At 72.4% G+C, this 25,320-nt stretch carries 16 protein-coding genes and 1 pseudogene; 15 read left to right on the top strand and 2 right to left on the bottom strand.

Going from position 1 to position 25,320, the window contains the following annotated elements:
• The first annotated feature begins 51 nt into the window (after positions 1-51).
• Entirely contained in the window at positions 52-3,051 is a 3,000-nt protein-coding gene (locus tag OH809_RS28320) for a beta-N-acetylglucosaminidase domain-containing protein (RefSeq protein ID WP_406419474.1), read from the top strand.
• 32 nt (positions 3,052-3,083) lie between these two features.
• Here OH809_RS28320 and OH809_RS28315 read toward each other — a convergent pair whose 3' ends face one another.
• A complete protein-coding gene (locus tag OH809_RS28315; protein ID WP_037698282.1) occupies positions 3,084-3,620 on the bottom strand; it encodes an HNH endonuclease in 537 nt (178 codons plus the stop codon).
• A gap of 363 nt (positions 3,621-3,983) precedes the next feature.
• On the opposite strand from OH809_RS28315, the gene OH809_RS28310 reads away from it, so the two are divergent.
• The 12 genes and pseudogenes from OH809_RS28310 (at position 3,984) to OH809_RS28255 (ending at position 20,309) form a co-directional block, all read left to right on the top strand.
• The gene (locus tag OH809_RS28310; protein ID WP_406419476.1) at positions 3,984-5,048 is read left to right on the top strand and encodes a mechanosensitive ion channel family protein; all 1,065 of its coding nucleotides are present in this window, start codon (positions 3,984-3,986) and stop codon (positions 5,046-5,048) included.
• 314 nt (positions 5,049-5,362) lie between these two features.
• Complete coding sequence (locus tag OH809_RS28305; protein ID WP_406419478.1) at positions 5,363-6,586, top strand: ROK family protein; 1,224 nt, start codon at positions 5,363-5,365, stop codon at positions 6,584-6,586.
• Between the two features lie 70 nt (positions 6,587-6,656).
• A pseudogene (locus tag OH809_RS28300) lies at positions 6,657-6,812 on the top strand (carbohydrate ABC transporter permease); the annotation flags it as partial.
• A 3-nt stretch (positions 6,813-6,815) separates the two neighbouring features.
• Positions 6,816-8,105, top strand: coding sequence for a 6-phospho-beta-glucosidase (locus OH809_RS28295; RefSeq protein WP_406419480.1), 1,290 nt, complete (start codon positions 6,816-6,818; stop codon positions 8,103-8,105).
• Entirely contained in the window at positions 8,096-9,079 is a 984-nt protein-coding gene (locus OH809_RS28290; RefSeq protein ID WP_406515815.1) for an N-acetylglucosamine kinase, read from the top strand. The genes OH809_RS28295 and OH809_RS28290 overlap by 10 nt, the downstream gene beginning before the upstream one ends.
• Positions 9,080-9,393: 314 nt before the next feature.
• Positions 9,394-10,782, top strand: coding sequence for a hypothetical protein (locus OH809_RS28285; RefSeq protein WP_406419484.1), 1,389 nt, complete (start codon positions 9,394-9,396; stop codon positions 10,780-10,782).
• An 11-nt stretch (positions 10,783-10,793) separates the two neighbouring features.
• On the top strand, positions 10,794-11,825 hold the full coding sequence (locus OH809_RS28280) for a glutamate ABC transporter substrate-binding protein (protein ID WP_406515814.1): 1,032 nt from the start codon (positions 10,794-10,796) through the stop codon (positions 11,823-11,825).
• A gap of 49 nt (positions 11,826-11,874) precedes the next feature.
• Positions 11,875-13,200 (top strand): hypothetical protein, encoded by a 1,326-nt coding sequence (locus OH809_RS28275; protein WP_406515813.1) that lies wholly within the window; start codon positions 11,875-11,877, stop codon positions 13,198-13,200.
• Between the two features lie 232 nt (positions 13,201-13,432).
• Entirely contained in the window at positions 13,433-16,213 is a 2,781-nt protein-coding gene (locus tag OH809_RS28270; RefSeq protein WP_406515812.1) for a tetratricopeptide repeat protein, read from the top strand.
• 2 nt (positions 16,214-16,215) lie between these two features.
• Positions 16,216-17,565, top strand: a complete 1,350-nt coding sequence (locus OH809_RS28265; protein WP_406515811.1) for a PP2C family serine/threonine-protein phosphatase — start codon at positions 16,216-16,218, stop codon at positions 17,563-17,565.
• Positions 17,566-17,645: 80 nt separating this feature from the next.
• On the top strand, positions 17,646-19,007 hold the full coding sequence (locus OH809_RS28260; RefSeq protein WP_406419493.1) for a vWA domain-containing protein: 1,362 nt from the start codon (positions 17,646-17,648) through the stop codon (positions 19,005-19,007).
• Between the two features lie 87 nt (positions 19,008-19,094).
• Complete coding sequence (locus OH809_RS28255) at positions 19,095-20,309, top strand: FHA domain-containing protein (RefSeq protein ID WP_406419495.1); 1,215 nt, start codon at positions 19,095-19,097, stop codon at positions 20,307-20,309.
• A 9-nt stretch (positions 20,310-20,318) separates the two neighbouring features.
• On the opposite strand, the gene OH809_RS28250 is transcribed toward OH809_RS28255, so the two are convergent.
• Positions 20,319-21,311, bottom strand: coding sequence for a methyltransferase domain-containing protein (locus OH809_RS28250; RefSeq protein WP_406515810.1), 993 nt, complete (start codon positions 21,309-21,311; stop codon positions 20,319-20,321).
• Positions 21,312-21,420: 109 nt separating this feature from the next.
• Between OH809_RS28250 and OH809_RS28245 the strand changes: the two genes are divergently transcribed.
• Both OH809_RS28245 and OH809_RS28240 read left to right on the top strand, forming a co-directional pair.
• Complete coding sequence (locus OH809_RS28245; protein WP_406419499.1) at positions 21,421-21,825, top strand: globin; 405 nt, start codon at positions 21,421-21,423, stop codon at positions 21,823-21,825.
• Between the two features lie 186 nt (positions 21,826-22,011).
• Positions 22,012-25,320 (top strand): FtsX-like permease family protein, encoded by a 3,309-nt coding sequence (locus OH809_RS28240; RefSeq protein WP_406515809.1) that lies wholly within the window; start codon positions 22,012-22,014, stop codon positions 25,318-25,320.

Below are 25,320 nucleotides of genomic sequence, written 5' to 3'. Positions count from 1 at the left end.
GCGCCCGGGTGATGGGCTCGGAGCCCATCGATGGGAGCGAGGGAGTACGGCATGCAGCTCAGGCGCAGAAAGCAGGCGGCGGCCGTCGCGGCCGCCGTGCTCGGGGGACTGCTCTCCACGGGCTCCCCGGCCGCCTTCGCCGCACCCTCGGACCCCGGCTCTCCCACCATTTCGACATCCGACCGTACGGACGACGGCGCGCTGCCCACCGTGTGGCCGCGCCCACAGACCATCAAGGCGTCCGGAGCCGCCGTACCGCTCTCCACCGAGGTGACCCTCCTCGCCGGTGCGCGCACCGATCCGTACGCCCTCGACGCGGCCCGGCAGGTGCTGCGCGACGCGGGGGTACGGACCGTCCACGAGGCGCTGCCGGGCCGCGGGCCGGTCATCCGGCTCGGCGGCGACGACGCCCAGGACGCCCTGCGGGCCCTGCGCGCCCCGGAGCGCGCCGATCTGCCGTCCGGCGGCTACCGGATGGCGGTCGGTACGGTCGCGGGCCGCCCCACCGTCGCCCTGGACGGCCTCGGCGACGACGGCCTCTTCCACGCCGTGCAGACGCTGCGTCAGCTGATCCGGAACGGAAGCGTCGCCGGGGTCACCGTGCGGGACTGGCCCGCCACCGCCGTACGCGGCATGACCGAGGGGTTCTACGGGCATCCGTGGACGCGCGCGGAGCGGCTCGCGCAGATCGACTTCATGGGGCGGACGAAGCAGAACCGGTACCTCTACGCGGCGGGCGACGACCCGTACCGGCAGGCCCGCTGGCGCGATCCGTACCCCGCCGAACGGCGCGCCGACTTCCGGGCACTGGCCGAACGGGCCCGCGCCCGGCATGTGACGCTCGGCTGGGCGGTCTCCCCCGGCCAGGCCATGTGCATGTCCTCGGACAGCGATGTGAAGGCGCTGACGCGGAAGATCGACGCCATGTGGGCGCTGGGCGTGCGCGTCTTCCAGCTGCAGTTCCAGGACGTCAGCTACAGCGAATGGCACTGCGACGACGACCCGGACACCTTCGGCAGCGGACCCGAGGCGGCGGCCAGGGCTCAGGCGCGGGTCGCGAGCAAGGTGGCGCAGCATCTCGCGGACCGGTACCCGGATGCGGAGCCGCTGTCGGTGATGCCGACGGAGTTCTACCAGGACGGGGTCACCGACTACCGCGCGGCTCTCGCGAAGGAGCTGGACGACCGGGTGCAGATCGCCTGGACCGGCGTCGGGGTAGTGCCGAGGACCATCACCGGCGGGGAACTGGCCGGTGCGCGCGCCACGTTCCGGCATCCGCTCGTCACGATGGACAACTACCCGGTCAACGACTACGCACAGGACCGCATCTTCCTCGGCCCGTACACCGGCCGGGACCCGGCGGTCGCGATCGGCTCGGCGGCGCTGCTCGCCAACGCGATGGAGCAGCCGTCCGCGTCCCGCATCCCGCTGTTCACCGCCGCCGACTTCGCCTGGAACCCGAAGGGCTACCGGGCGCAGGAGTCCTGGCAGGCGGCCATGGACGATCTGGCGGGCGGCGACGCCCGCACCCGGGACGCGCTGCGGGCGCTGGCCGGGAACAGCGCGACGTCCGTGCTGGGCGGCGACGAGTCGGCGTATCTGCAGCCGTTGCTCGCCGCGTTCTGGAACTCCCGTACGACGGCGGACGCCACGGCGCGGGCCGACGCGGCACGCGAGCTGCGGGCCGCTTTCACCGTGATGCGGGAGGCCCCGCAGCGGCTGAAGGGCCCGGCGGACGGGCGGCTCGACGACGAAGTGCGGCCCTGGACGGAGCAGTTGGCCCGGTACGGGCGGGCGGGTGAGCTCGCCGTCGATCTGCTGCAGGCCCAGGCGCGCGGCGACGGCGCGACCGCGTGGAAGGCGTCGCTGGCCCTGGAGCCGCTGCGCGCGGCGGTCAGGGCGAGCGGGGCGACGGTCGGCAAGGGGGTGCTCGACCCCTTCCTGGACCGGGTGCGCAAGGAGGCCGACGCCTGGACCGGCGCGGACCGTTCCGCCGGCACGGTGACCACGGCCCCGGGCAGCCATACGGTCCGGCTGAACCGGGCCCGCCCGGTGGAGGCGGTGACCGCGATGACCGTACCCGGCAACGGAGCCGCGGCGGACGCGCGGCTCGAGGCCCATGTGCCGGGCGAGGGCTGGCGCCGCCTCGGCCGGCTGTCGACGTCCGGCTGGACCCAGACCGCGGCCAAGGGCGTGCGGGCCGACGCGATCCGGATCAGCTGGGCGACGGGTGCCGCCGTGACCGCCCCCGGCGTGAGCGCGGGCACGCTGCCACCGGCGGTATCCGGAACCGTCCCCGAAGCCCCGCAGGTACGCGCCCTCGTGCCGTGGTTCGGCGACGAGCCCGCTGCCGGGCTCGATCTCGTACGCGGCGAGACGGACGCCGAGATCGGTGGCCGGCCGCAGCGGGTTGCGGCGCGGCTCGCCGCCCGCCGCCCCGCCGAGGTGCGCGGCGCGCTCACCGTGAAGGCGCCCCGGGGCATCGAGGTGAGCATCCCGAAACAGACGACGGTGCCGCGCGGGTCACGTACCGACGTCCCCGTGGAGATCACCGTCCCGGCGGACACCCCTGCCGGTGAGTACGAGGTGCCGATCAGCTTCGGCGGCGAGGAGAGCACCCTCACCGTGCGGGCCTACCCGCGGACCGCCGGGCCCGATCTGGCGCGTACGGCCACCGCCTCCTCGTCCGGCGACGAGACCCCGGACTTCCCGGCGGCCGCCGCGTCGGACGGCGATCCGGCCACCCGCTGGTCGTCCCCGGCCGAGGACGGCGCCTGGTGGCAGGCGGAACTGGCGGAGCCCGCCAGGATCGGGCAGGTGGTGCTGCGGTGGCAGGACGCGTACGCCTCCCGCTACCGCATACAGGTCTCCGCGGACGGCCGCAGCTGGCGTACGGCGGCGACCGTCCGGGACGGCAAGGGCGGGCTGGAGTCCGTCCGCATGGACGCGAAGGACACCCGCTTCCTCAGGGTCCAGGGCGACGCCCGGGGCACCGAGTTCGGCTACTCGCTCTGGTCGGTGGAGGCGTACGCCGTCGAGGACAGCCCTTAGGGCTGCCCCGGGGACGACAAAGGCCCGGGTCCTCAGGCTGAGATGCCATCGATCCGGGCCATCGCGTCGTCCGCGCCGAAGGGTTGCAAGTACGGCAGCCAGCGCGGGTCCCGGTGTCCCGTCCCGATGATCCGCCAGGCGAGTCCCGTCGGCGGGGCGGGCTGCTGGTGCAGCCGCCAGCCGAGCTCCGGCAGATGGCGGTCGGCCTTGACGTGGTTGCAGCGGCGGCAGGCCGCCACCACGTTGTCCCAGGCGTGCTGTCCGCCTCGGCTGCGGGGGATGACATGGTCGACGCTGGTCGCGGCGGCACCGCAGTACATGCAGCGCCCGCCGTCCCTGGCGAAGAGCGCCCGGCGGGTCAGTGGAACGGGCCCCCGGTAGGGAACCCGTACGAACCGCTTCAGGCGGACGACGCTCGGGGCTGGGATGGCGCGGGTGGCGCTGTGCATGAGGGCGCCTGACTCCTCAAGGCAGATGGCCTTGTTCTCCAGGACGAGGACGAGCGCGCGGCGGAGCGGTACGACGCCGAGCGGCTCGTACGACGCGTTGAGAACCAGGACATGCGGCACGGTGGATGCCTCCTTGTACGCCGGCGGCGCGTGGCTCGCGCCGGGACGATCCGATCTCAGTCTCTCCTCATGCCTGGTCAATCCGCCACCACGTGCGGGTAACGGGCCGGAAGGATTTTCCCGGGTCCCTGCCGTCCGCACGGCCCAAAAGCGCCGGAACAGGTGCGCAAGAGGCCGTTGCCGGAGCGGTCCCGGGATCGATGTGTGATCGGCCACAATCGGCCTCGCACCCCGTTCCCGGAACCGGCTGCCCCTTCCATATGCCCAGGTGAAACGTGCCTCTCCCCTCCGTCACGGCAACGGAGCACTCCCGATACCCCGTTAGTGTGGTTGGTCAGCCCACGTCCATCTGGAGGTTCCGCCGTGTCCCTGTCCGTCCTGTTGGCCGCAGCCCCGTCACCCGAGCCCGGCGGCTCGCTGGACGAAGCCGCCAAGCAGGCCGGCAACGCTGCGGGCTGGGTGGAGGAGAACTGGTCCACCTGGCTGAACACCGGTCTGCGGATCCTCCTCATCGCGGTCATCGCGGTCATGTTGCGCATCGCGATACGCCGTGCTCTGACCAAGCTCATCGAGCGGATGAACCGCAGCGCCCAGGCTGTCGAGGGCACCGCTCTCGGCGGCCTGCTGGTCAATGTGGAACGCCGCCGTCAGCGCTCCGAGGCCATCGGGTCCGTACTCCGTTCGGTCGCTTCGTTCCTGATCCTCGGTACGGCCGCCCTGATGATCCTGGGTGCCTTCCAGATCGATCTGGCGCCGCTGCTCGCCTCCGCCGGTGTCGCCGGTGTGGCGCTCGGTTTCGGTGCGCGCAACCTCGTCACCGACTTCCTCTCCGGTGTCTTCATGATCCTTGAGGACCAGTACGGCGTCGGGGACACCATCGACGCGGGCGTTGCCTCCGGTGAGGTCATCGAGGTCGGTCTGCGGGTCACCAAGCTGCGCGGTGACAACGGTGAGATCTGGTACGTCCGCAACGGCGAGGTGAAGCGGATCGGCAACCTCAGCCAGGGCTGGTCGACCGCCGGGGTGGATGTGCAGGTACGCCCCACGGAGGACCTCGACCGGGTACGTACGGTGATCACCGAGGCCGCCGGGCTGATGGCCAAGGAGGACCCGTGGAACGAGCGCCTGTGGGGTCCGGTGGAGATCCTCGGGCTGGACTCCGTGCTCCTGGACTCGATGACGGTCCGGGTGACGGCGAAGACGATGCCGGGCAAGGCGCTGGCTGTGGAGCGCGAGCTGCGCTGGCGGATCAAGCTGGCCTTCGACGAGGCGGGCATCCGGATGGTCGGCGGCGTCCCGGCCCAGGCGGACGAGCCGTCGGCGGCGGACCCGACCGCCGGGATGGCCGCACCGTCCGCCTACGCGTCGGCGACGTCGCCGCAGTCGCTGGCCGCGACGCCCATCCCGCCGTCGAACCTGGCCAAGTAGCACCGCGGATCCATGGGCGTCCCGCCCGGCCCTCAGGGGCCGTGCGGGGCGCCCTTCGGCGTGAAAGCGGGGCGCCCTTCGGTGTGAAAACGGGGTGGAGCAGCAGGGGTGCAGCAGTTGACGCCGAGACGGGTGCCGGCTCCTGCCGAACCCCGCGAAAGCGGGTGCGCTTCGGCCTGAAGCGCCTTGTACGGCCCCCCGGATAACGCTTTGGTTGCCACCGGCGCTCTGCCCATTGACGCGTCGGTGACGTGCGCCATACCGTCCTCTCACCGAATAGGAAACTTTCCTAACAGAGGGCAGGTGCAGCACGCATGGCCGGAACGACACCGGGAACCCCCCGCGTCCTGCGGGCCATGAACGACCGGGCCGCCCTCGATCTGCTGTTGGAACACGGCCCTCTCTCCCGGACCAGGATCGGGAAGCTGACGGGCCTCTCCAAGCCCACCGCCTCGCAGCTGCTGGCCCGTCTGGAGGCGGCCGGTCTGGTCGTCGCCACCGGCACCGTCGCGGGACGGCCCGGCCCCAATGCCCAGCTGTACGCGGTGAACGCCCGTGCCGCCCATGTCGCCGGTCTCGATGTGAACGCCCACCGGATCGTCGCCGCCGTCGCCGATGTGACCGGCGAGACGGTCGGCGAGTTCGAGCTGCGCACCCCCGGGCGGCGTGCCGACAGTGTGGTGCGGCAGGTGGCGGACGCACTGGACGGCGCGGTCAAGGACGCCGGGCTGACCCGCGCAGACGTGCACCGTGTCGTCATCGGCACGCCGGGTGCCTTCGACCCCGGTACCGGGCGGCTGCGGTACGCCTCCCACCTGCCCGGCTGGCACTCCCCCACCCTGCTCGACGAGCTGGCCGCCTTCCTGCCGATGCCGGTCGAGTACGAGAACGACGTGAACCTCGTCGCGGTGGCCGAGCAGCGGCTCGGCGCGGCCCGCGGCCACGACGACTTCGTCCTGCTGTGGAACGAGGAGGGGCTCGGCGCCGCCCTGGTCATCGGCGGGCGGCTGCACCGCGGCTTCACCGGCGGCGCCGGTGAGGTCGGTTTCCTGCCGGTGCCCGGTGTCCCGCTGGTCCGTCAGGTCACCAAGGCGAACTCGGGCGGCTTCCAGGAGCTGGCGGGCGCCCAGGTGCTGTCCCGGCTGGCCGGTGAGCTCGGCATCAACGACGAGCTGACCCGCGCCACTGGTACCCATCACGAGGTCGCGGCAGACCTGATCACCCGGGCCGCCGCGGCCGCGGAGCAGGGCGAGGACGGCCCGTATGCCCGGCTCCTCGATCTGTTCGCCACCGGCCTCGCGACCGGTCTGGCCTCCATGGTCGCCGTACTCGACCCCGAACTCGTGGTGCTCTCCGGCGAGTTGATCGCCTCCGGCGGGGAACCGCTGCGCGCCCGGGTGCAAGGGGAGCTCGCCGAACTGGCGGCCTCCCGGCCCCGGCTGATCACCGGTGACGTCACGCACAGGCCCGTACTGCGCGGGGCGCTGGAGAGCGCCCTCGCCACCACCCGCGACGAAGTCTTCGACACGTCGCGCTGACCCGCCCGCCCTTCGCACGTCCGTCCCTTCCCTGCCTCAACCCTTCACCGGGAGACACCGCCATGTCTTCAGTTACGGCCTGGAATCCTTCAAGCGCGCACACCACACCGACTGGAACCTGACCATGGCCGCGACCGTACTGGTCATGGCCCCCGTGACCCTCGTCTTCTTCTTCGCTCAAAAGGCATTTGTCGAGGGCGTCACACTGACCGGAGTAAAGGGCTGACCTATGAAGCTCGCAGTAGTTGGTGGCGGGTCCACCTACACACCTGAACTGATCGACGGCTTCGCCCGGCTGCGGGACACGCTGCCCGTCGAGGAGCTCGTGCTCGTCGACCCGGCGGCCGACCGTCTCCACCTCGTCGGCGGTCTCGCCCGGCGGATCTTCGCCAAGCAGGGACACCCGGGGCGGATCGTCACCACCTCGGACATCGACGCGGGCGTCGCCGACGCCGACGCGGTCCTGCTGCAGCTGCGCGTGGGCGGCCAGGCCGCCCGCAACCAGGACGAGACATGGCCGCTGGAGTGCGGCTGCATCGGCCAGGAGACCACCGGGGCCGGCGGCCTCGCCAAGGCGCTGCGCACCGTCCCGGTCGTCCTCGACATCGCCGAGCGGGTCCGTCGCACCAACCCCGACGCGTGGATCATCGACTTCACCAATCCGGTCGGGATCGTGACCCGGGCGCTGCTCCAGGCCGGCCACAAGGCCGTCGGTCTGTGCAACGTGGCGATCGGCCTCCAGCGGAAATTCGCCAGGCTGCTCGACGTCACCCCCGGTGAGGTGCACCTCGACCATGTCGGGCTCAACCACCTGACGTGGGAGCTCGGGGTGCGGCTCGGCGGCCCTGACGGCGAGAACGTCCTGCCGAAGCTGCTCGCCGAGCACGGCGACGCGATCGCCGGCGATCTGCGCATGCCCCGGGCGATCGTCGACCGGCTCGGCGTCGTCCCCTCCTACTATCTGCGGTACTTCTACGCCCACGACGAGGTCGTGCGGGAGCTCGGCACCAAGCCGTCCCGGGCGGCGGAGGTCGCCGCGATGGAGAAGGAACTCCTCGCCATGTACGGGGACCCGGCGCTGGACGAGAAGCCCACGCTGCTCGCCAAGCGCGGCGGCGCGTTCTACTCGGAGGCGGCCGTGGACCTGGCGTCCTCGCTGCTGGGCTCGGGCGGCTCGGCGGTGCAGGTCGTCAATACGTACAACAAGGGGACGCTGCCGTTCCTGCCGGACGACGCGGTGATCGAGGTGCAGGCCCGGGTCGACGGCACAGGGGCGACGCCGCTCGCCGTTCCGGAGCTGGACCCGCTGTACGCGGGGCTGATCGCCAACGTGACGGCGTACGAGGACCTCGCCCTGGAAGCGGCGCTGCGCGGCCGCCGGGCCACCGGGCGGGCGGGTGGGAGAGACGCGGTGTTCAAGGCGCTGCTCGCCCACCCCCTGATCGGCCAGTTCGAGTACGCCGAGGCGCTCACCGACAAGCTGATCGCGCACAACCGGGAGCACCTCGCGTGGGCGTGAACGCTGCGGTCCTCGCCATCGACGCGGGGAACAGCAAGACCGATGTGGCCCTGATCGGACCGGACGGAACGCTGCTGAGCTCGGTGCGCGGAGGCGGCTTCCAGCCGCCGGCCGTCGGCATCGATGTGGCCGTGGACGTCCTGGCCTCGGCAATCGGCGAGGCGCTGGCGAAAGCGCGGGCGTACAACGAGCCGGTGGACTCCGTCGCGCATGTGTCGGCGTGTCTGGCCAATGCCGATCTCCCGGTCGAGGAGCAGGCGCTCGCCGCGGCGCTGCGGGCCCGTGACTGGGGTCGCACGGTGGAGGTCCGCAACGACACGTTCGCGATACTGCGCGCCGGGGTCGACGAGCCCCGGGGCGTGGCCGTCGTCTGCGGTGCGGGGATCAACTGTGTCGGCATGGTGCCGGACGGGCGGACCGCGCGCTTCCCCGCCGTCGGCCGGATCTCCGGTGACTGGGGCGGCGGTGCGGGGCTCGCCGAGGAGGCCATGTGGTTCGCCTCGCGGGCCGAGGACGGGCGCGGCGAACCGACCGAACTGGCGCGCACCCTGCCCGCGCACTTCGGGCTCGACTCGATGTACGCGCTGATCGCGGCGCTGCATCTGGGGCACATCGAGTTCGAGCGGCGGCACGAGCTGACGCCGGTGCTGTTCGCGACCGGTGCGGCCGGGGACCCGGTGGCGCGCGGTCTCGTGCACCGGCTGGCGGAGGAGGTCGTCGCGATGGCGTCGGTCGCGCTGACCCGCCTCGGGCTGCTGGACGAGGAGGCACCGGTGGTCCTGGGCGGCAGCGTGCTGGCGGCGCGCCACCCGCAGCTGGACGACCGGATCGCCGAACTCCTCGCGGCACGCGCCCCGAAGGCGGTGGTCCGGGTCGTGCGGGAGCCGCCGGTGCTGGGCGCCGGACTGCTGGGTCTTGACCACATGGGGGCTGCGCCGGAGGTGCACAGCAGGCTGCGTGCACAGTACGGCTGACACCTCGGCAGACGGGCACTGAAGGGGCGTCCTGCGGCGATCACGCCGCAGGACGCCCCTTGCGTACGGGAACCGATCAGTTGTCCCGAACGTGTTCATGGGTGGGGAGATCGGTCCGCTTCGGGGATTGCTCCGCCGATTCGTCTTGATCGGCGGCGCCTGCCTTGATCGAATGCGTGGTGCATCCGTGGATCGATGCACGATCCAGGCGTTCCTGGTGTGGATGTCGGTCCCTGCGGCCATACTTCTGGCCGGGTGCCAGTCCCCTGATCGGCCGGGGGAATGGCACCGTCAGCGACCGAGGGGGAGGTCACGTGACATACCCGCCGAATGTGCGCACGGCGCCGGACCACGTGCCGGCCCAGCCGCCCGTGCCCGCTTCCGTGCCCGCGCCGCGGCGCGGCACCTGGTCCGAGCCGGCGGCGCGGCTGCGCGCCGCGGCGACGACCGAACCGGGCAGGCTCCAGATCATCGGTGCCGTACTGGCGGCGCTCGTCGTCGCGTTCGGAGCCGTGACGGCGATCGAGGTCTCCGACCGGGCGGACGCCGTCGACGACGTGGTGAGCCGCAGTCAGCCGCTGAGCGCCGAGGCGGCTAACATCTACCGCTCGCTGGCCGATGCCGACACCGCGGCGGCCAGCGGATTCCTGGCGGGGGCGCAGGAACCGCGCGATGTCCGCGAGCGGTACGAGAAGGACATCAAGGACGCGTCCCGGCTGCTGGTGAAGGCGGCGTCCGCCACGGACGCCGCGTCGCCGTCCGGCCAGGAGATCGCCACGCTCAACCAGGAACTCCCCCGGTACACCGGCCTGATCGAGCGGGCACACGCCAACAACCGGCAGGGACTGCCGCTCGGCGGCGCCTACCTCCGGTACGCGAACCAGAAGATGTCCAAGGAGCTACTCCCCGCCGCCGAGCGGCTCTACACGGCGGAGACCGGACGGCTCGACCAGGACTACGACTCCGCCCGAGCCTGGCCGTTCTTCTCGCTGGGTCTCGGTGTCGTCGCGCTGGGCGGGCTGTTCTGGGCGCAGCGGCGCAACTACCGCAGGACGAACCGGGTCTTCAATCACGGGCTGCTCGCGGCGACCGCCGCGTCCACCGTGCTGGTGCTGTGGCTGGCCGTGGGACACACGGTCGCACGCACCGAACTGCAGGACGCCGATGTGCACGGGCAGCAGTCGCTCGATGTGCTCAACCAGGCACGGATCAACTCGCTGAAGGCACGCGCCAATGAGCTCCTGACCGTGGTAGCCCGCGGCGCGGTGCTCACCGCCGACGGCAGGAACGACAAGTACGAGACCGACTACACCACGGGCATGAAGGCCCTCGGCGATGAGCTGGGGACGGCCAGGAAGCTCGCCGACGACTCCCAGGGGAGCGGGCCGGTGGCGAACGCCATCAGCGGTGTCTCCGAGTGGCAGACCCGCCACCGGACCGCCCGCAAGACCGATGACAGCGGCGACTACGAGGGCGCGCTGAAGCAGATCATCGGGGCGAAGGACTCCACCGGGGCGTCCTTCAACCGGGTGGACGACGCACTGGAGCAGGCACTCGCTCATGAGCAGGGTGAGTTCACCCGGGCCGCGAAGGACGGGCGCGGGGCGCTCGGCGGGCTGCCGGTCGGGGCGGCGGCTCTCGCCGCGCTCGCCGCGGTCGCCGCGATCACCGGGGTCAACCGCAGGCTGTCGGAGTACCGGTGAGAGGGGGAACGATGACCAGGACTGGTTCCGCCCGGGCCGGACTGCGGGGCTGGGGCGGGGTGACGGGGATGGCCGTGGCCTGCGCGGTGACGGCCTCGCTCACCCTGCTGCCTCTCTCGCACGGGGGCGCCGGCTCCTTCGGCGTCGGTGTCTCCGGGCCGGGTACGGCGACGGCGGTGCCCGCCCGGGCCGGCGACTGCAAGGACCCGGAGGCGAGCCTGCAGCCGTCGAGCGCCGACGGGCCGAGCATCGCGAAGATCAAGGCGCGCGGGAAGCTGATCGCCGGGGTCGACCAGAACAGCTTCCGCTGGGGCTACCGCAATCCGGAGACGGGCAGGCTCGAAGGCTTCGACATCGATCTGGTGCGGGCCATCGCGCAGGACATCCTGGGCGACCCCGACAAGGTGATCTTCCGGGCGATCCCCACCAACCAGCGCATCGCCGCCCTGGAGAACGACAAGGTCGACGTCGTCGTGCGAACGATGACGATCAACTGCAGCCGGCTCGACCAGGTTTCCTTCTCCACCGCCTACTTCCAGGCCGGGCAGCAGGTCCTCGCACCGAAGGACTCGCCGATCACGGGATACGACAAGTCCCTGGCCGGCAAGCGGGTCTGCACCGCGGAGGGCTCCACGGCGTACGAGGCGCTGGAGAAACAGTCCTTCGGCGCCGTCTTCAAGGACGAGCACGACGGCACGGAGGCGGACGAGGACCGGCTCACCGTCCCCAACCAGCTGGACTGCCTGGTCCGGCTGCAGCTGGGCGAGGTCGACGCGGTGGTCACGGACAACGCGCTGGCGGCGGGCCAGGCCGCCCAGGATCCGGCCGTCGTCCTCAAGGGCGACAAGCCGTTCACCACCGAGTACTACGGCGTGGCCACGAAGCACGGCGCGAACGACCTGGTGGCCCGGGTCAACCAGGTGCTGGTCGACTACCGCAAGGGTGGTGTGGACAGCCCCTGGATGGTGTCGTACCGGAAGTGGCTGGCGACCGGGCTGCCCGGTATAACGGCGCCGCCTGCGCCCAAGTACCGGAGCAATTAGTCCTTGATCCCGCCGGGTCCGCCCGGCGGGGAGAGCGAAGAGGTGATCGATGGGCGTCGCGGGCCCCTTCCCCGGCTATGCGGGGAGGTCCTCCGGCCCGGTCATGGACCGGGACGAGGCGGACCGTGCGCTGGCCCGGCTCGGCGCGGAGCACGAGGCGATCGAGACCTCGCTCCTCGCCCTGCAGGACCATGCGGGCCGCCGGCTCCTGGAGGGCGCCGATCTGACCGGTGTCACCAAGGAGCGCTGGGCCGCCACCGAGCAGTTGATCACGCTGCTGTGGGCATATTTCGACGCCTATGCCGGGGCGATCGGCGCGGCACGTGAAATACGGGCCAGGCGTCGTTATCCCAACCGTGAGGACCTGCTGGCGCTGACCGAACTTCTGCGCGGCCAGGGCGTCACGGTGGCGTCCACCGCCACCCGGCCCGATCCGTCGATCACCGGTCCGGCCAGGCTCTCCGAGCGGTTCACGCTGGAGGAGCTGGTCGCCCGGATGAACGAGCTGTACGCGCGCTCGCTGGACATGGTCGTCGCCTCCGACTCCGTATGGTCCGCGCTGCCCGCCCGGATAGATCTGCTCGCCGCCGAGCTGCACCGGACGCGTTCGCTGGCACACTCCGTCGGTGTGCGTCCCGGGGAGCACCCGGCGGGCGACGACCTGGAGTCGATCACCCATGAGCTGGCCACGCTGCGGGTCCAGGTGATCTCCGACCCGCTGGCGTTCTGGCTGCCGGGCCCCGGCAGCGCGGCGCCCGGCGGCGGACGTCCGGACACGACGCGCTACGACCGGGCGGCCCGCGCGCTGGACGACGTGCGGCGGGAGATCGAGGCGGTGCTCGCGGTCCGCCAGGACGCCGAGCAGCGCCTGGTACACCTGCGCGACGTGCTCTCCCGTGCGGACCGCACGCTGGCCGAGGCCCGGTCGGCGCGCGGCGAGGTGCTGGCGAAGATCGCCGCGTCCGAGGTGCCCGCGGTCAGCGGTCCGCCGACCGCGCTGCAGGAGCGGCTGGCCGCCGCGTCGGAGTACCGCAGGCACGCCCAGTGGCACCGGCTCTCCCCGCTGCTGGAGTCGCTGGAGCGGGAGGCGGAGGACGAACTGCTGCGGGCCCGCGAGTCGCTGTCGGCGGTCACCGCGCCGCTGGCGGTCCGGGCGGAGCTGCGTGGCCGGCTGGACGCGTTCAAGGCGAAGGTCGCCCGGCACGGGCTGGCGGAGGACCCGGTGCTGATCGAGCGGTACGACGCGGCGCGCCGGATGCTGTGGAGCGCCCCGTGCGATCTGCGGGTCGCGGGGCAGGCGGTGCTGCGCTATCAGGAGGCGGTGGCGGAACTGCTGGACGTCCGGCGGTCGTCCGCACCGGAGGACCGGCGATGAGTACACCTAGGTCCTGTCCGGTCGATCTTCGTGGATCAGCCTGCGGCGTCCGGTGCGGTGCATCGCAAGGCGGAGGATCGTCCTCGTACTGGGCGTACTCGGTCGACTCCGACAACGCGGCGAGGTGCCGTGCCGGACGTCGCGGGCCCACGAAAATCGGCCGGACAGGGCCTGGGCGTGCGTGCAAGGTGAACGGGCCGCTGCGGCGGCGGGGCGAACAGGGGGACCGATCATGAGTACGCAGTGCCAGCGCCCCGCGTGCGAAGGCGATTACGAGGACATGGGCGGCGGTGAGCTGTACTGCGACACCTGCGGTCTGGCCCCGGTCGTCTCGCCCATGGGGTCTCCCCTGTTCGAGCGCAGCCGAGAACTCGGGGATGGGATGGTGAGCTCGCCGCCCACCGGTATCGCGGTCGGCAAGGGGGGCAACAGCAGTTCGGCGCGGAGCAGTTCACGGGCATCGTCGCGCTCCTCGTCCCGCTCGTCGACCTCGCGGCGTTCGGTCTCGGGGCGGCTCTCCCGGTCCCTGTCGGGGACCTCCACGGCCCGCTCGGTGTCGGTGCGTTCCTCCGGCGCGTCGTCGGGCGCTTCCGGGCGCAACCGGCTGGGCGCTGGCCTGGTGCAGGTGCCGGACGTGCCGCGGCCCGACCCGCGTTCCGCGGTGATGGAGAACCCGGAGGTGCCGGAGCGGAAGCGGTTCTGTTCGCGCTCCGACTGCGGGGCCCCGGTGGGACGGTCGCGCGGCGAACGGACGGGACGAACCGAGGGGTTCTGCACCAAGTGCGGCCACCCGTACTCCTTCGTACCGAAGCTGCAGGGTGGCGACATCGTGCACGGCCAGTACGAGGTGGCGGGCTGTCTGGCGCACGGCGGGCTCGGCTGGGTCTATCTCGCGGTGGACCGTGCGGTCTCGGACCGCTGGGTGGTCCTCAAGGGGCTGCTGGACACCGGCGACCAGGACGCCATGGCGGCCGCGATCTCGGAGCGCCGCTTCCTCGCCGAGATCGAGCACTCCAACATCGTCCGGATCTACAACTTCGTCGAGCACCTCGACCAGCGGACCGGTTCGCTCGACGGCTACATCGTGATGGAGTACGTGGGCGGCAAGGCGCTCAAGGAGATCGCGAACGAGCGCCGCACCCCGGCCGGGAAGCGGGATCCGCTGCCCGTCGAGCAGGCGTGCGCGTACGGCATCGAGGCGCTGGAGGCGCTCGGTCATCTGCACAGCCGCAATCTGCTGTACTGCGACTTCAAAGTCGACAACGCGATCCAGACCGAGGACCAGCTGAAGCTGATCGACATGGGCGCGGTGCGCAGGATGGACGACGAGGAGTCGGCCATCTACGGCACGGTGGGGTATCAGGCGCCGGAGGTCGCGGAGGTCGGACCGTCTGTCGCCTCCGATCTGTACACGGTGGCGCGGACGCTCGCGGTGCTCACCTTCGACTTCCAGGGGTACACGAACGTCTTCGTGGACTCGCTGCCGGACCCGGACAACATCGAGGTGTTCCGGACGTACGAGTCGTTCTACCGGCTCCTGGTCCGGGCCACGGACCCGGATCCGGCGCGGCGGTTCGCCTCGGCGTCGGAAATGGCGGAGCAGCTGACGGGGGTGTTGCGGGAGGTCGTGGCGTTGCAGACGGGGCGTCCGCGGCCGGCCCTGTCGACGCTGTTCGGTACGGAACTACGGGTCACGGACACGCAGTTGTTCGCCGAGCTGACGGGCGATGTGTCGCGGCTCGGGGTACGGGCGGAGCCGGCCGGGCGGCGGAAGGGGAAGGGGGCGGGTGGATCCGGGGTTGTCGCAGCGGCTCCGGCCGCCGAAGTTCCCGCTGCGCCGGGGGCGGTGGGGCACGCGGCGCCGGGTGTGCCGGGGCAGCGGGCTCCGGGGGCTGCCCTGCTGTCGGCGCCTCCCACGCATGTCCGGGGCGGTGACGGAACCCCGGCCGCTCTCCCGTACGCGCAGACCCGGGCGGCCGTTCCGGCGCCGCGGCCTGCGCCCGCCGACCCGGGCACGCTCCCGGGGACGTACGCCTCGGCCGGCCCCCGGCTGGCCGGGCTCGATGCACGGGCCACCTCGCTCGCACTGCCCGTTCCCCGGGTCGACGCGAACGACCAGAATGCGGGATTCCTCGCCGGCGTGATGACGTCCGCACCCTCCGAACTGATCGCCGCACTGCAGGCGGTTCCCGCCGCCTCGCTGGAGACCCGGCTGCGCGAGCTGCGCGCCCGCCTGGAGCTGAACGAACCCGGTGCCGCCGTCCAGACGCTGACAGGTCTGGAGGCGCTGCACGCGGACGACTGGCGGGTCGTCTGGTACCGCGGGATCACCTCGCTGGTGACTGGGGACAACGCGGCTGCGGCGCTGTCGTTCGACGCGGTCTACGACGCGTTCCCCGGTGAACCCGCGCCCAAGCTGGCGCTGGGCATCTGCGCGGAGGTCCTCGGCCAGCTGGACAACGCCGCCGAGTACTACCACCTGGTGTGGACGACCGATCCGAGCTTCGTCAGCGCCGCGTTCGGTCTGGCCCGGGTGCAGATCGCCGCCGGGGACCGGGCCGGGGCCGTACGGACGCTGGAGTCCGTGCCCGAGGCGTCGATCCACTACACGGCGGCCCGGGTTGCCGCCGTGCGGGCCCGGCTGCGCGAGCGCGCCCCGCACGAGCCGCTGATCGCCGATCTGACGGCGGCCGCCGACCAGGTGGCCGGGCTGCAGAGTTTCGGGCTGGACGCGGTGCGCCGCGAGCAGTTGTCGACGGAGGTGCTGGGGACGGCGCTGGACTGGGTACTCTCCGGGAGTCCCACGGCCCAGCCGCCCGCTCCGCAGTCGCCGTCGCAGTCGCACGGCCCTGCCGGGCCGAGAATGCTGCTCGGCAGTGAGTTGGACGAACGCGGCCTGCGTTTCGGCCTGGAGCGTTCGTACCGGATGCTCGCCCGGCTTGCACAGCGCGGCGACGAGAGGATCGAACTGGTGGAGCGGGCCAACCGTTTCCGCCCCCGGACGTGGGTGTGAAGATGTCGCGGATGCACCAGGAGACCGCCTTGTCGAGGTGTCCCAACTGCGAGGAGCCGCTGGAATCGGACGACCTGTTCTGCGGCGCGTGCGGGTACGACCTGTCGGTCGTCCCCGCGCCGCCGGAGGACCGCCCGACCATTGCGATCACCGTGCCGGTGACCGGTGCGCCCGTGACCGGTGCGCAAGGGACCGGTGCGCCGGTGGCCGGTCCTGGCGGGCACACCGCGGCGGCCTCCGGTTCGGTGGAGTGGCCGGCCGCGTCCGCCGCCGACCGGTCCGGACCGCCCGCCCCGGCCGGTCCGCCCGCCGGAGTCCGTTTCGACCGGCGGGGCGGGTCGGGCGACTTCGAACTGGCCGCGCCCGCGGCACCCGTCGCTCCCGATCCCCGTACCACCGGCGCCGCCTCGGAGCAGGAACGCACGGCGGGCACCAAGCTGTGCGTGGCCTGCCGCGCCGGTCATGTCGACACCGACGGCTACTGCGAGAACTGCGGCCATGCCCAGCCCCGCGAGCGTGACCACATGGAGCAGGAGCTCGGTTCGGTGGCAGCCGTCAGCGATCGCGGTCTGCGCCATCACCGCAACGAGGACTCGTTCGCGGTGTCGACGACCGCCCTGCCGGACGGCTCCCCGGCCGTCGTCGCGATCGTCTGCGACGGCGTCTCCTCGGCGAGCCGCCCCGACGAGGCCTCGGCCGCCGCCGCGACGGCGGCCAACGAGGCGCTGCTGGAGTCGCTGCCGCGCGGCGCCCACCCGCAGCAGGCGATGCACGACGCGATCGTCGCGGCGGCCGAGTCGGTCAACGCGCTGGCCCACGACGACGGCCGGGCCATGGAGCACGATCCGCACCACCACACGAACGCCCCGGCGTGCACCCTCGTCGGCGCGATCAGCGCCGGTGGACTCCTGGTCGTCGGCTGGGTCGGCGACAGCCGCGTCTACTGGGTGCCGGACGACCGCGCTCACCCGCCTGCACGCCTCACCGAGGACGACTCCTGGGCCGCGCAGATGGTGGCGGCGGGCCTGATGAACGAGGCGGAGGCGTACGCGGACGAGCGCGCCCACGCCATCACGGGCTGGCTCGGCGCCGATGCGTACGAACTGGAGCCGCACACCGCGTCGTTCAAACCGGACCGGCCGGGTCTGGTCGTGGTGTGCACGGACGGGCTGTGGAACTACGCGGAATCGGCGGCCGAGATGGCCGCCGCGGTACCCGCGGATGCGCACGAACGACCGTTGCACGGCGCCCAGGTCCTGGTGGGTCACGCACTGGACGGCGGGGGCCACGACAACGTAACAGTGGCTCTGCTGCCGTTCGCCGTGCCGTCACCAGGGGCAGGGTCGGTCTAAGGCCCCACGTCCGGTACTGCCCGCTCTCTTGTCCGCTGCGACCTTTGCCAGCTCTGCCACCTCTGCCAGGAGCCGATCAGATGGCCAACTTCTCCAAGTCCCACGTGCCGCAGTTCTCCGTCGAGGTGTATCAGAACGAATATCTGCCGGAGGGCGGCCGCGAGGTCAACGCGATCGTCACGGTCACCTCGACCGGCGGCGGCACCACCGGTGGCGTCCCGCTGACCGGGGCGGCTCTCTCGCCCGCGCAGGTGCCGGGCCAGCGGCCGAAAGCCGCCGTGGTGATCATGGTGGACTGCTCCGGTTCGATGGACTATCCGCCGACGAAGATGCGCAACGCCCGTGATGCGACGGCCGCGGCCATCGACACCCTGCGCGACGGCACCTCGTTCGCCGTGGTCGGCGGTACGCACATCGCCAAGGAGGTCTATCCGGGCAACGGCCGCCTCGCTGTGGCCAACGCGCAGACCCGCGCCCAGGCGAAGGAGGCGCTTCGCCGGCTCAGCGCGGGCGGCGGTACGGCGATCGGCACCTGGCTGCGGCTGACCGACCGGCTGCTCGGTGCCGCCGACGTGGACATCCGGCACGGCATCCTCCTCACCGACGGCCGCAACGAACACGAGTCACCGGAGGACCTGCGGGCCGCGCTCGACGCGTGTGCGGGCCGCTTCACCTGTGACGCCCGTGGTGTCGGAACCGACTGGGAGGTGAAAGAGGTCACAGCCATAGCCTCGGCGCTGCTCGGCACGGCCGACATCGTCGCCGACCCGGCGGGGCTCGCCGCGGACTTCACGCAGATGATGGAGAACGCGATGGGCAAGGAGGTCGCGGACGTGGCGCTGCGCCTGTGGACGCCCGTCGGGGTCGAGATCAAGTTCGTGAAGCAGGTCGCGCCGGCGGTCGCCGAACTGACCGGCCGCCGCACCGAGGCGAACCCGCGCGCCGGGGACTACCCGACCGGTTCCTGGGGCGACGAGTCCCGCGACTATCACGTGTGTGTGCAGGTGCCGGAGGCCGGGATCGGGCAGGAGATGCTCGCCGCCCGCGTCTCGCTGATCCTCCCCGATCCGTCTGGCGCGGCGGCCCCGCAGGTCCTCTCGCAGGGGCTGGTACGGGCGGTGTGGACGGACGACATGGTGGCATCCACCTCGATCAATCCGCAGGTCGCGCACTACACCGGCCAGGCGGAACTGGCACAAGTCATCCAGCAGGGGCTCGATGCGCGCAAGTCGGGAGACTTCGACGGAGCGACGGCGAAACTCGGCCGTGCGGTGCAGCTGGCATCGGCGTCCGGGAACGAGGACACTGCGAAACTGCTTTCGAAGGTGGTCGACGTCGTCGATGCGGCGACCGGTACTGTGCGACTGAAGGCGAAGGTCGCGGCGGCCGACGAGATGACCCTCGAAACGCGCTCCACCAAGACCGTCCGCGTGAAGAAGTAACACGAGGGCCGCGCAGCTCAGCGACGTGGCGAAGCGATAAGAAATGACGGCCCCCGGGGCCGGATGAGGAGAGGGGGAAGCGCCGACATGCCGACCTGCCCGAACGGACACCAGTCGGGTTCCGAGGACTGGTGCGAGGTCTGCGGCCATCGCATGGCCGGGGCCGGTGCGCCTGCGGGCGCAGTCCCCCCGCCGCCGCCTCCACCGCCGCCCGCGCCCGGATACGGCTACCCGCAGGGTCCCGGCTCCGACGCCACCCAGCAGGCAGAGCTCTGCCCGCAGTGCCGCACCCCGCGTGAGGCGATGGCGCCGTTCTGCGAGGAGTGCCGCTGGAACTTCCTCACGAACACGGCGACGTCGTACACCCCGCTGGCCCCGCAGCACGGCGGTCCGGGCGGGCCCGGCCCCGGCGGTCCGGTGCCCGGTCTGAACCTGCCGCCCGGCTTCCAGGCGGAGCAGGGGCCGCCCGCGCCGCCGCAGCAGCGCGATCCGTACGAGTACCAGAGCTCACGCCCCTCGCAGGTGAACCGCCCGGCCGAGCCGCTCACCCCCGGGCCCCCGGCGCCGGGCTCGCAGCAGCCGCCGCACCCGTTCCAGCGGCAGGGCCCGCCGCCCCCGTCCTTCCAGCAGCAGGGTCCGCCTCCTGTGCCGTCGTTCCAGCAGCAGGGTCCGCCGCCTCCGCCGTCGTTCCAGCAGCAGGGTCCGCCGCCTCCGCCGTCGTTCCAGCAGCAGAGCGCGCCGCCCTCGTTCGAACAGCCCGGCCCGCCCGCGCCGCCGCAGCAGCAGGCCACGGGTGACGACTGGATGCTGCCACCGCCCTCGCAGCAGCAGGTGCCGGCGCAACAGCCGTTCCAGAGCCAGGGCCCGAACCAGGGACCGGACCAGAACCAGGCGCCCGCGGGCTGGACGGCGGTCATCGCCCCGGACCGTGAGTACTTCCTGGCGATGATGCAGCGCAGCGGCCCCGAGGCGACCGGACTCAACCTGCCCGCGTACTCCCCGGAGCAGCGCCTGCCGCTCACCGGCAACCAGATCACCATCGGCCGTCGCCGGCACAGCACCGGCGAGTCCCCCGACGTCGATCTGTCCGTGCCGCCGGAGGATCCGGGCGTCTCGCACCAGCACGCGGTGCTGGTGCAGCAGCCCGACGGCAGCTGGGCCGTGGTCGACCAGAACTCCACCAACGGCACCACGCTGAACGGAGCCGAGGACCCGATCCAGCCCTACGTCCCCGTACCGCTCCAGGACGGCGACCAGGTGCATGTCGGGGCGTGGACGACGATCACCATCCACCGCGGCTGACCGGGTTCCTCAGAGGCAGTCGGCGATCAGTGGCCAGGCGTACGGCCCCTCGGGGTCGTCCAGCCAGGCCCACTGCCGCCCGTCCCGGACGGTGATGCCGAACCTCTCCCGCTCGGGACGCTTCTCACGCTGCCAGAGGGAGAGGGCCTCCCGCGGGTCGAGGGTGGTGCCGGTCAGCGTCAGCAGGAACCGGAACAACTCGTTCTCGGCCACCCGCCTCGGCACTCCGCCGGTGTGCGGGTGGCACACCGGCGGTGGAGCCGACCCGCGCAGGGGCACGAAGTACGCGGGTGTGTGCAGGAACCGCCCCTCGGCATACGGGCCGTGCGGTGACGCTTGTACCCGCAGCAGGATCAGACCGGTCGCGAACGGTGCCAGGATCCGCGCCCCCGGCCTGCACTGTGCCAGCCAGGCCTGCGGTACGGACGGCAGGGTGCAGGTCACGATGATCCGGTCGTACGGGCCCCGCTCGGGGCAGCCCCGCGCCCCGTCCCCGGTGATCACCGCCGGGTGATAGCCCGCCGCCGACAGATGGTTGCGGGCCGACTCCGTGATCTCCGGGTCGAGGTCCATCGTGGTCACCGCGTCGTCGCCGAGGCGGTGGGCGAGCAGCGCCGCGTTGTAGCCGGTGCCCGCGCCGATCTCCAGAACGGTGTGGCCGTCCCGTATGTCCAGCTCTTCCAGCATCCGGGCCATCAGCGACGGCTGGCTGCTCGACGAGACGAGTTCGCCGTCCCTGATCCGGGTGGCCAGCGCCCCGTCGGCGTACGCGCCGTGCAGCCACTGGGCCTGCCGGGCCGGGTCGGGGTCCTCGCACCAGAGCCGTGCGGGCCCGCTGGTCCCGGTCACGTAGTAGTACGGCACGAACAGATGGCGGGGCACCGCCTCGAACGCGGCACGCCAGGCGGGGTTCTCCAGCGCCCCGCCCTCGACGATCCCCCGCACCATCGCCCGCCGGGCCTCGGCGCCGGCCTCCGCGAACTGATCCAGGTGTGGGCCCATACCCCCACTCTCCCGCTCGCGCCCCCCGGAAGCGACGAGGCACGATGGCCGTCCGGACCGGGGTCCTAGGACCCGGGTCCTCGGCCGGTGCGTCTGCGACCATGGACGGGTGACAGAGATTCCGCGCGACACGCTTCAGGAGCAGACCTTCTACGAGGAGGTCGGCGGCGAGGAGACTTTCCGGCGCCTGGTCCACCGCTTCTACCAGGGGGTCGCCGAGGACCCGCTGCTGCGGCCGATGTACCCGGAGGAGGATCTGGGGCCGGCCGAGGAGCGGTTCACGCTGTTCCTGATCCAGTACTGGGGTGGTCCCCGGACTTACAGCGAGCAGCGCGGTCATCCCCGGCTGCGGATGCGGCATGTCCCGTTCCGGGTGGACCGGGCCGCGCACGATGCCTGGCTGAGCCGGATGCGCGTGGCTCTCGACGAGCTCGGGCTCTCCCCGGAGCACGAGCGGCGGCTGTGGGACTACCTCACGTACGCCGCCGCCTCGATGGTGAACACCGAGGGCTGACGGCACAGCCCCGTCCCTCTATCCCCCCACACACGCATGCACTGTGCGGAATACGGTGCTCCGCCGCCGGATAACGGTCACGATCCCATCAAGGTGTGTGCGTAAGCGGTTTCCAGCAGTGGTGCGCTCTGAAAGCATCCTGGGAGCGTCGGGGGGCGTGCGGGGTAACCATGTCGAGGGGGCCAGGTGACGGGGTTCGTCTTTCTGCGGGTGAGGGCGCATCGACTCCTTCTTACCGCAGCCGTCCTGGCCGTCCTGCTCACCACATCGGTACTGGCGGCGCTCACCGCCTTCTCCGGCTCCATCGGCGACGCGGCCCTGCGCCACACGCTCACCCACCGCTCCGCCGCGTCCGCGTCGCTCGTCATCTTCGCGCAGGTGGCGCGCGAGCAGCAGGGAGCGGCCGACGCGACCGCGCGCAAGGCCGCCCGTGAGACGTTCGACGGCCTGCCGGTGACCGTACGGAAGCTGGAGGCCTCGGGGGCGTACGCGCTGCCGCGCAGCCTGCAGGCTCCGGCGGCCCGGCGTGGCAACCCCGATCTCACCCGGTTCGCCTCGCTCGACCCCAGCCGCGTCCGTCTCACCGCAGGCCGCATGCCCGGCGCCGGGAGCGGGAAGAGCGGCGGCCCCATCGAGGTTGCCCTGCCCTCCGCCGTCGCCGATGTCCTGAAGCTGAAGCCCGGCGCGCGACTCACGCTCACCAGTCGGCTCGCCGACGACACCAGGCAGCCGGTCCTGATCACCGGCCTCTACGAAGCGGCCGACCAGGCCGACCCGTACTGGCAGTTGGACGAACTCGGCGGGCGCGGCGTCCGCAAGGTCTTCTTCACCACGTACGGTCCGCTGCTCACCGATCCCGCCGTGCTCGCCTCCGGGCGGATCAGCACCCGCGAGATGTCGTGGCTGGCCTCAGCCGACTTCCGAACCGTCACCACGGACCGCATCGACACGCTGCGCACCACAGCGACCAAGGGTCCGAAGGCACTCCTCGCAGCCCCTGCGTTCAAGGGCGGGGCCAGCGCGCAGACCTCGCTGCCCACCGTCCTCGACCAGATCGACCGGGCGCTCCTGGTCTCCCGCTCGACCCTGATGATCGTCGCCGTGCAGCTGGTGCTGCTCGCCGGTTACGCGCTGCTGCTCGTGGCCCGGCTGCTGAGCACTGAGCGCGGCGGGGAGACGGAACTGCTGCGGGCCCGCGGTGGTTCGCGCGGCCGGATCACCTCGCTCGCCGCGATCGAGGCACTCCTGCTCGCGCTGCCGGCCGCCGTCATCGCCCCGCTGCTGGCCGGGCCGCTGACCCGGCTCCTTGCGGACCGCAGTGAGCTGACCCGGATCGGGCTGCGGCTCGACGAGGGCGCGACCGGCACCGTGTGGCTGGTGGCCGCCGCCGTCGCGCTGGCCTGTGCGCTGGCCGTCGTCGCGCCCGCGCTGGCCGCCAGCGCGGGGGTGCGCAGCCGCAGCCGGGCCGCCGCGCTGCCCGGACCGGTGCGCGCGGGCGCCGACATCGGGCTGCTGCTGATCGCGGCGGTGGCCTACTGGCAGCTCGACCGGCAGACCGGCAGCGGTGCGCTCAGCGGTGACCGGGAGGGCGGTCTCGGCATCGATCCGCTGCTCGTCACCGCGCCCGCGCTGCTGCTGCTCGCGGGCACCGTACTGACGCTGCGGCTGCTGCCGCCCGCGGCCAGGCTGGCGGAACGTCGTGCGGCGGGCGGCCGGGGGCTGTCCACCGCACTGGCCGGCTGGCAGCTCAGCCGCCGTCCGCTGCGCGGCGCCGGACCGGTGCTGCTGCTGGTCCTTTCTGCCGCGATGGGCATGCTGGCGATCGGGCAGAGCGCGTCCTGGGACCGTTCGCAGGGCGACCAGGCCGACTTCAGGACCGGTGCGTCGGTACGCATGACAAGCGACTTCAACAGCGATCCGACGAAGGCGGGCAGATACGCAGAGCTGCCGGGGGTACGGGAGGCGGCGCCCGCCTTCCGTACGGCGGTGGATCTGTCCGGCGACCGCACGGCCGACGTGGTCGCCCTGGACACGGCGCACGCCGACGAGCGGATGCTGATGCGCGGCGATCTCGCCGACGGACCGGCGGATGGGCTGTTCGGCTCGATCGCACCGCCGAAGAGCGCGCGCGCCGGGCTGCTGCTGCCGAAGGGCGGCAGGGAGATCCGGTTCGACCTGCGGATCGCCGTGGCCTCGGCGCCGCACCGGGCGTCGCCGTCCGGCATGGCCCCGCAGGTCACCGTGGAGCTGGAGGACCGTTACGGCATTCCGTACCGGGTTCTCCTCGGATCCGTACCGGCCGACGGCCGGGCGCACCCCCAGTCGCTCGCGGTGGCGGCCGCCGGTGAGTTCGCCGTGACCGGGTTCGAGCTGAACGGCAGCCAGCCCGTAGACCGGGACGAGACGCACCGGGTCGCCGTGAGCCGGCTGCGGACCGTGACCACGGACGGCACCGAGCAGCCGGTCTCCGTCCCCACCGGATTCCGCTGGCAGGGCGCCAGCCTCCTCAACGAGACGCAGCCGCGTGGCGCCGTCGACGCGGCCGCGTCCGACCAGAACCCGCTGACGGTCGGATACAACACCGGGTCCGTTCCGGCCGAGGAGGTGGTGTACGGGGGGGCGCCGATCCTCACCGTGCGGGTCGTCGCGGCCCGCGCCGAGGCCCCGGCACTCCGCGCGGTCGCCACCGACACCTATCTGAAGGCGTCCGGGGCGAAGGTGGGCCAGGACGTGGATGTCACGCTGGCCGGCGAAACGGTCCGGGTGAAGATCGTGCGGTCGGTCCGTCAGCTGCCCACCACCGGGCTCGGCGCCGCCACCACCACCGCTGCCGCCGAGGCGTACCGGCTCCGGGACGGCGGCGCGCTGCTGCTCGACCTCAAGGCCCTCAGCCAGGTTCTCGCGGACCGCCCGAACGCCGTCCTCACCGCCACCGAATGGTGGCTGAGCACCGACCCCGGCCAGGCCGGGAAGGCCGCCGCCGCGCTCCGTGAACAGCCCGACACCGACCCGGCGCAGGTCCTGGTCCGCGACGAGGTGGCCCAGGATCTGCTGGGCGACCCGCTTGGCGTCGGGCCGCAGTCCGCGCTGCTCGCGGTGGCGGTTGTCGCCGCCGCGCTGGCAGCGGCCGGCTTCGCGGTGAGCGCCGTCGGATCGCAGCGCGAACGGTCCGCCGAATTCGCCCTGCTGCGGGCGCTGGGTGCGCCGCGCCGCGGGCTGGCCCGGATGCTCGCCGCCGAGCAGGGCGTGCTGATCGCCATCGCGCTGCTGGTCGGGTTCGCGCTCGGGGCCGTACTGACCAGGGCCGTCGTGCCACTCATCGTGCTGACCGGGCAGGCCGCCCAGCCGGTGCCGCCCGTGCTGGTGCAGCTGCCGGCCGGGCAGGTCGCCGCGCTGCTGGCGGGCGTCGCCGCGCTGCCGCTGCTGATCGTGGCAGCGCTCGCCCTGCGCCGCGCCGACCCGGCGATTTCGGTGCGCCACCAGGGGGACAACTGA

Source organism: Streptomyces sp. NBC_00873, from assembly GCF_045207415.1.
In the GTDB taxonomy this organism is placed as follows: Bacteria; Actinomycetota; Actinomycetes; order Streptomycetales; family Streptomycetaceae; genus Streptomyces.
This window is presented reverse-complemented; position numbering and strand designations above follow the sequence as displayed.

Coding starts and splice junctions, on each gene's coding strand:
- OH809_RS28320 (WP_406419474.1), top strand. CDS start 52: ATGCAGCTCAGGCGCAGAAAGCAGGCGGCGGCCGTCGCGGCCGCCGTG.
- OH809_RS28305 (WP_406419478.1), top strand. CDS start 5,363: ATGGCCGGAACGACACCGGGAACCCCCCGCGTCCTGCGGGCCATGAAC.
- OH809_RS28295 (WP_406419480.1), top strand. CDS start 6,816: ATGAAGCTCGCAGTAGTTGGTGGCGGGTCCACCTACACACCTGAACTG.
- OH809_RS28280 (WP_406515814.1), top strand. CDS start 10,794: ATGACCAGGACTGGTTCCGCCCGGGCCGGACTGCGGGGCTGGGGCGGG.
- OH809_RS28275 (WP_406515813.1), top strand. CDS start 11,875: ATGGGCGTCGCGGGCCCCTTCCCCGGCTATGCGGGGAGGTCCTCCGGC.
- OH809_RS28270 (WP_406515812.1), top strand. CDS start 13,433: ATGAGTACGCAGTGCCAGCGCCCCGCGTGCGAAGGCGATTACGAGGAC.
- OH809_RS28265 (WP_406515811.1), top strand. CDS start 16,216: ATGTCGCGGATGCACCAGGAGACCGCCTTGTCGAGGTGTCCCAACTGC.
- OH809_RS28260 (WP_406419493.1), top strand. CDS start 17,646: ATGGCCAACTTCTCCAAGTCCCACGTGCCGCAGTTCTCCGTCGAGGTG.
- OH809_RS28255 (WP_406419495.1), top strand. CDS start 19,095: ATGCCGACCTGCCCGAACGGACACCAGTCGGGTTCCGAGGACTGGTGC.
- OH809_RS28250 (WP_406515810.1), bottom strand. CDS start 21,311: ATGGGCCCACACCTGGATCAGTTCGCGGAGGCCGGCGCCGAGGCCCGG.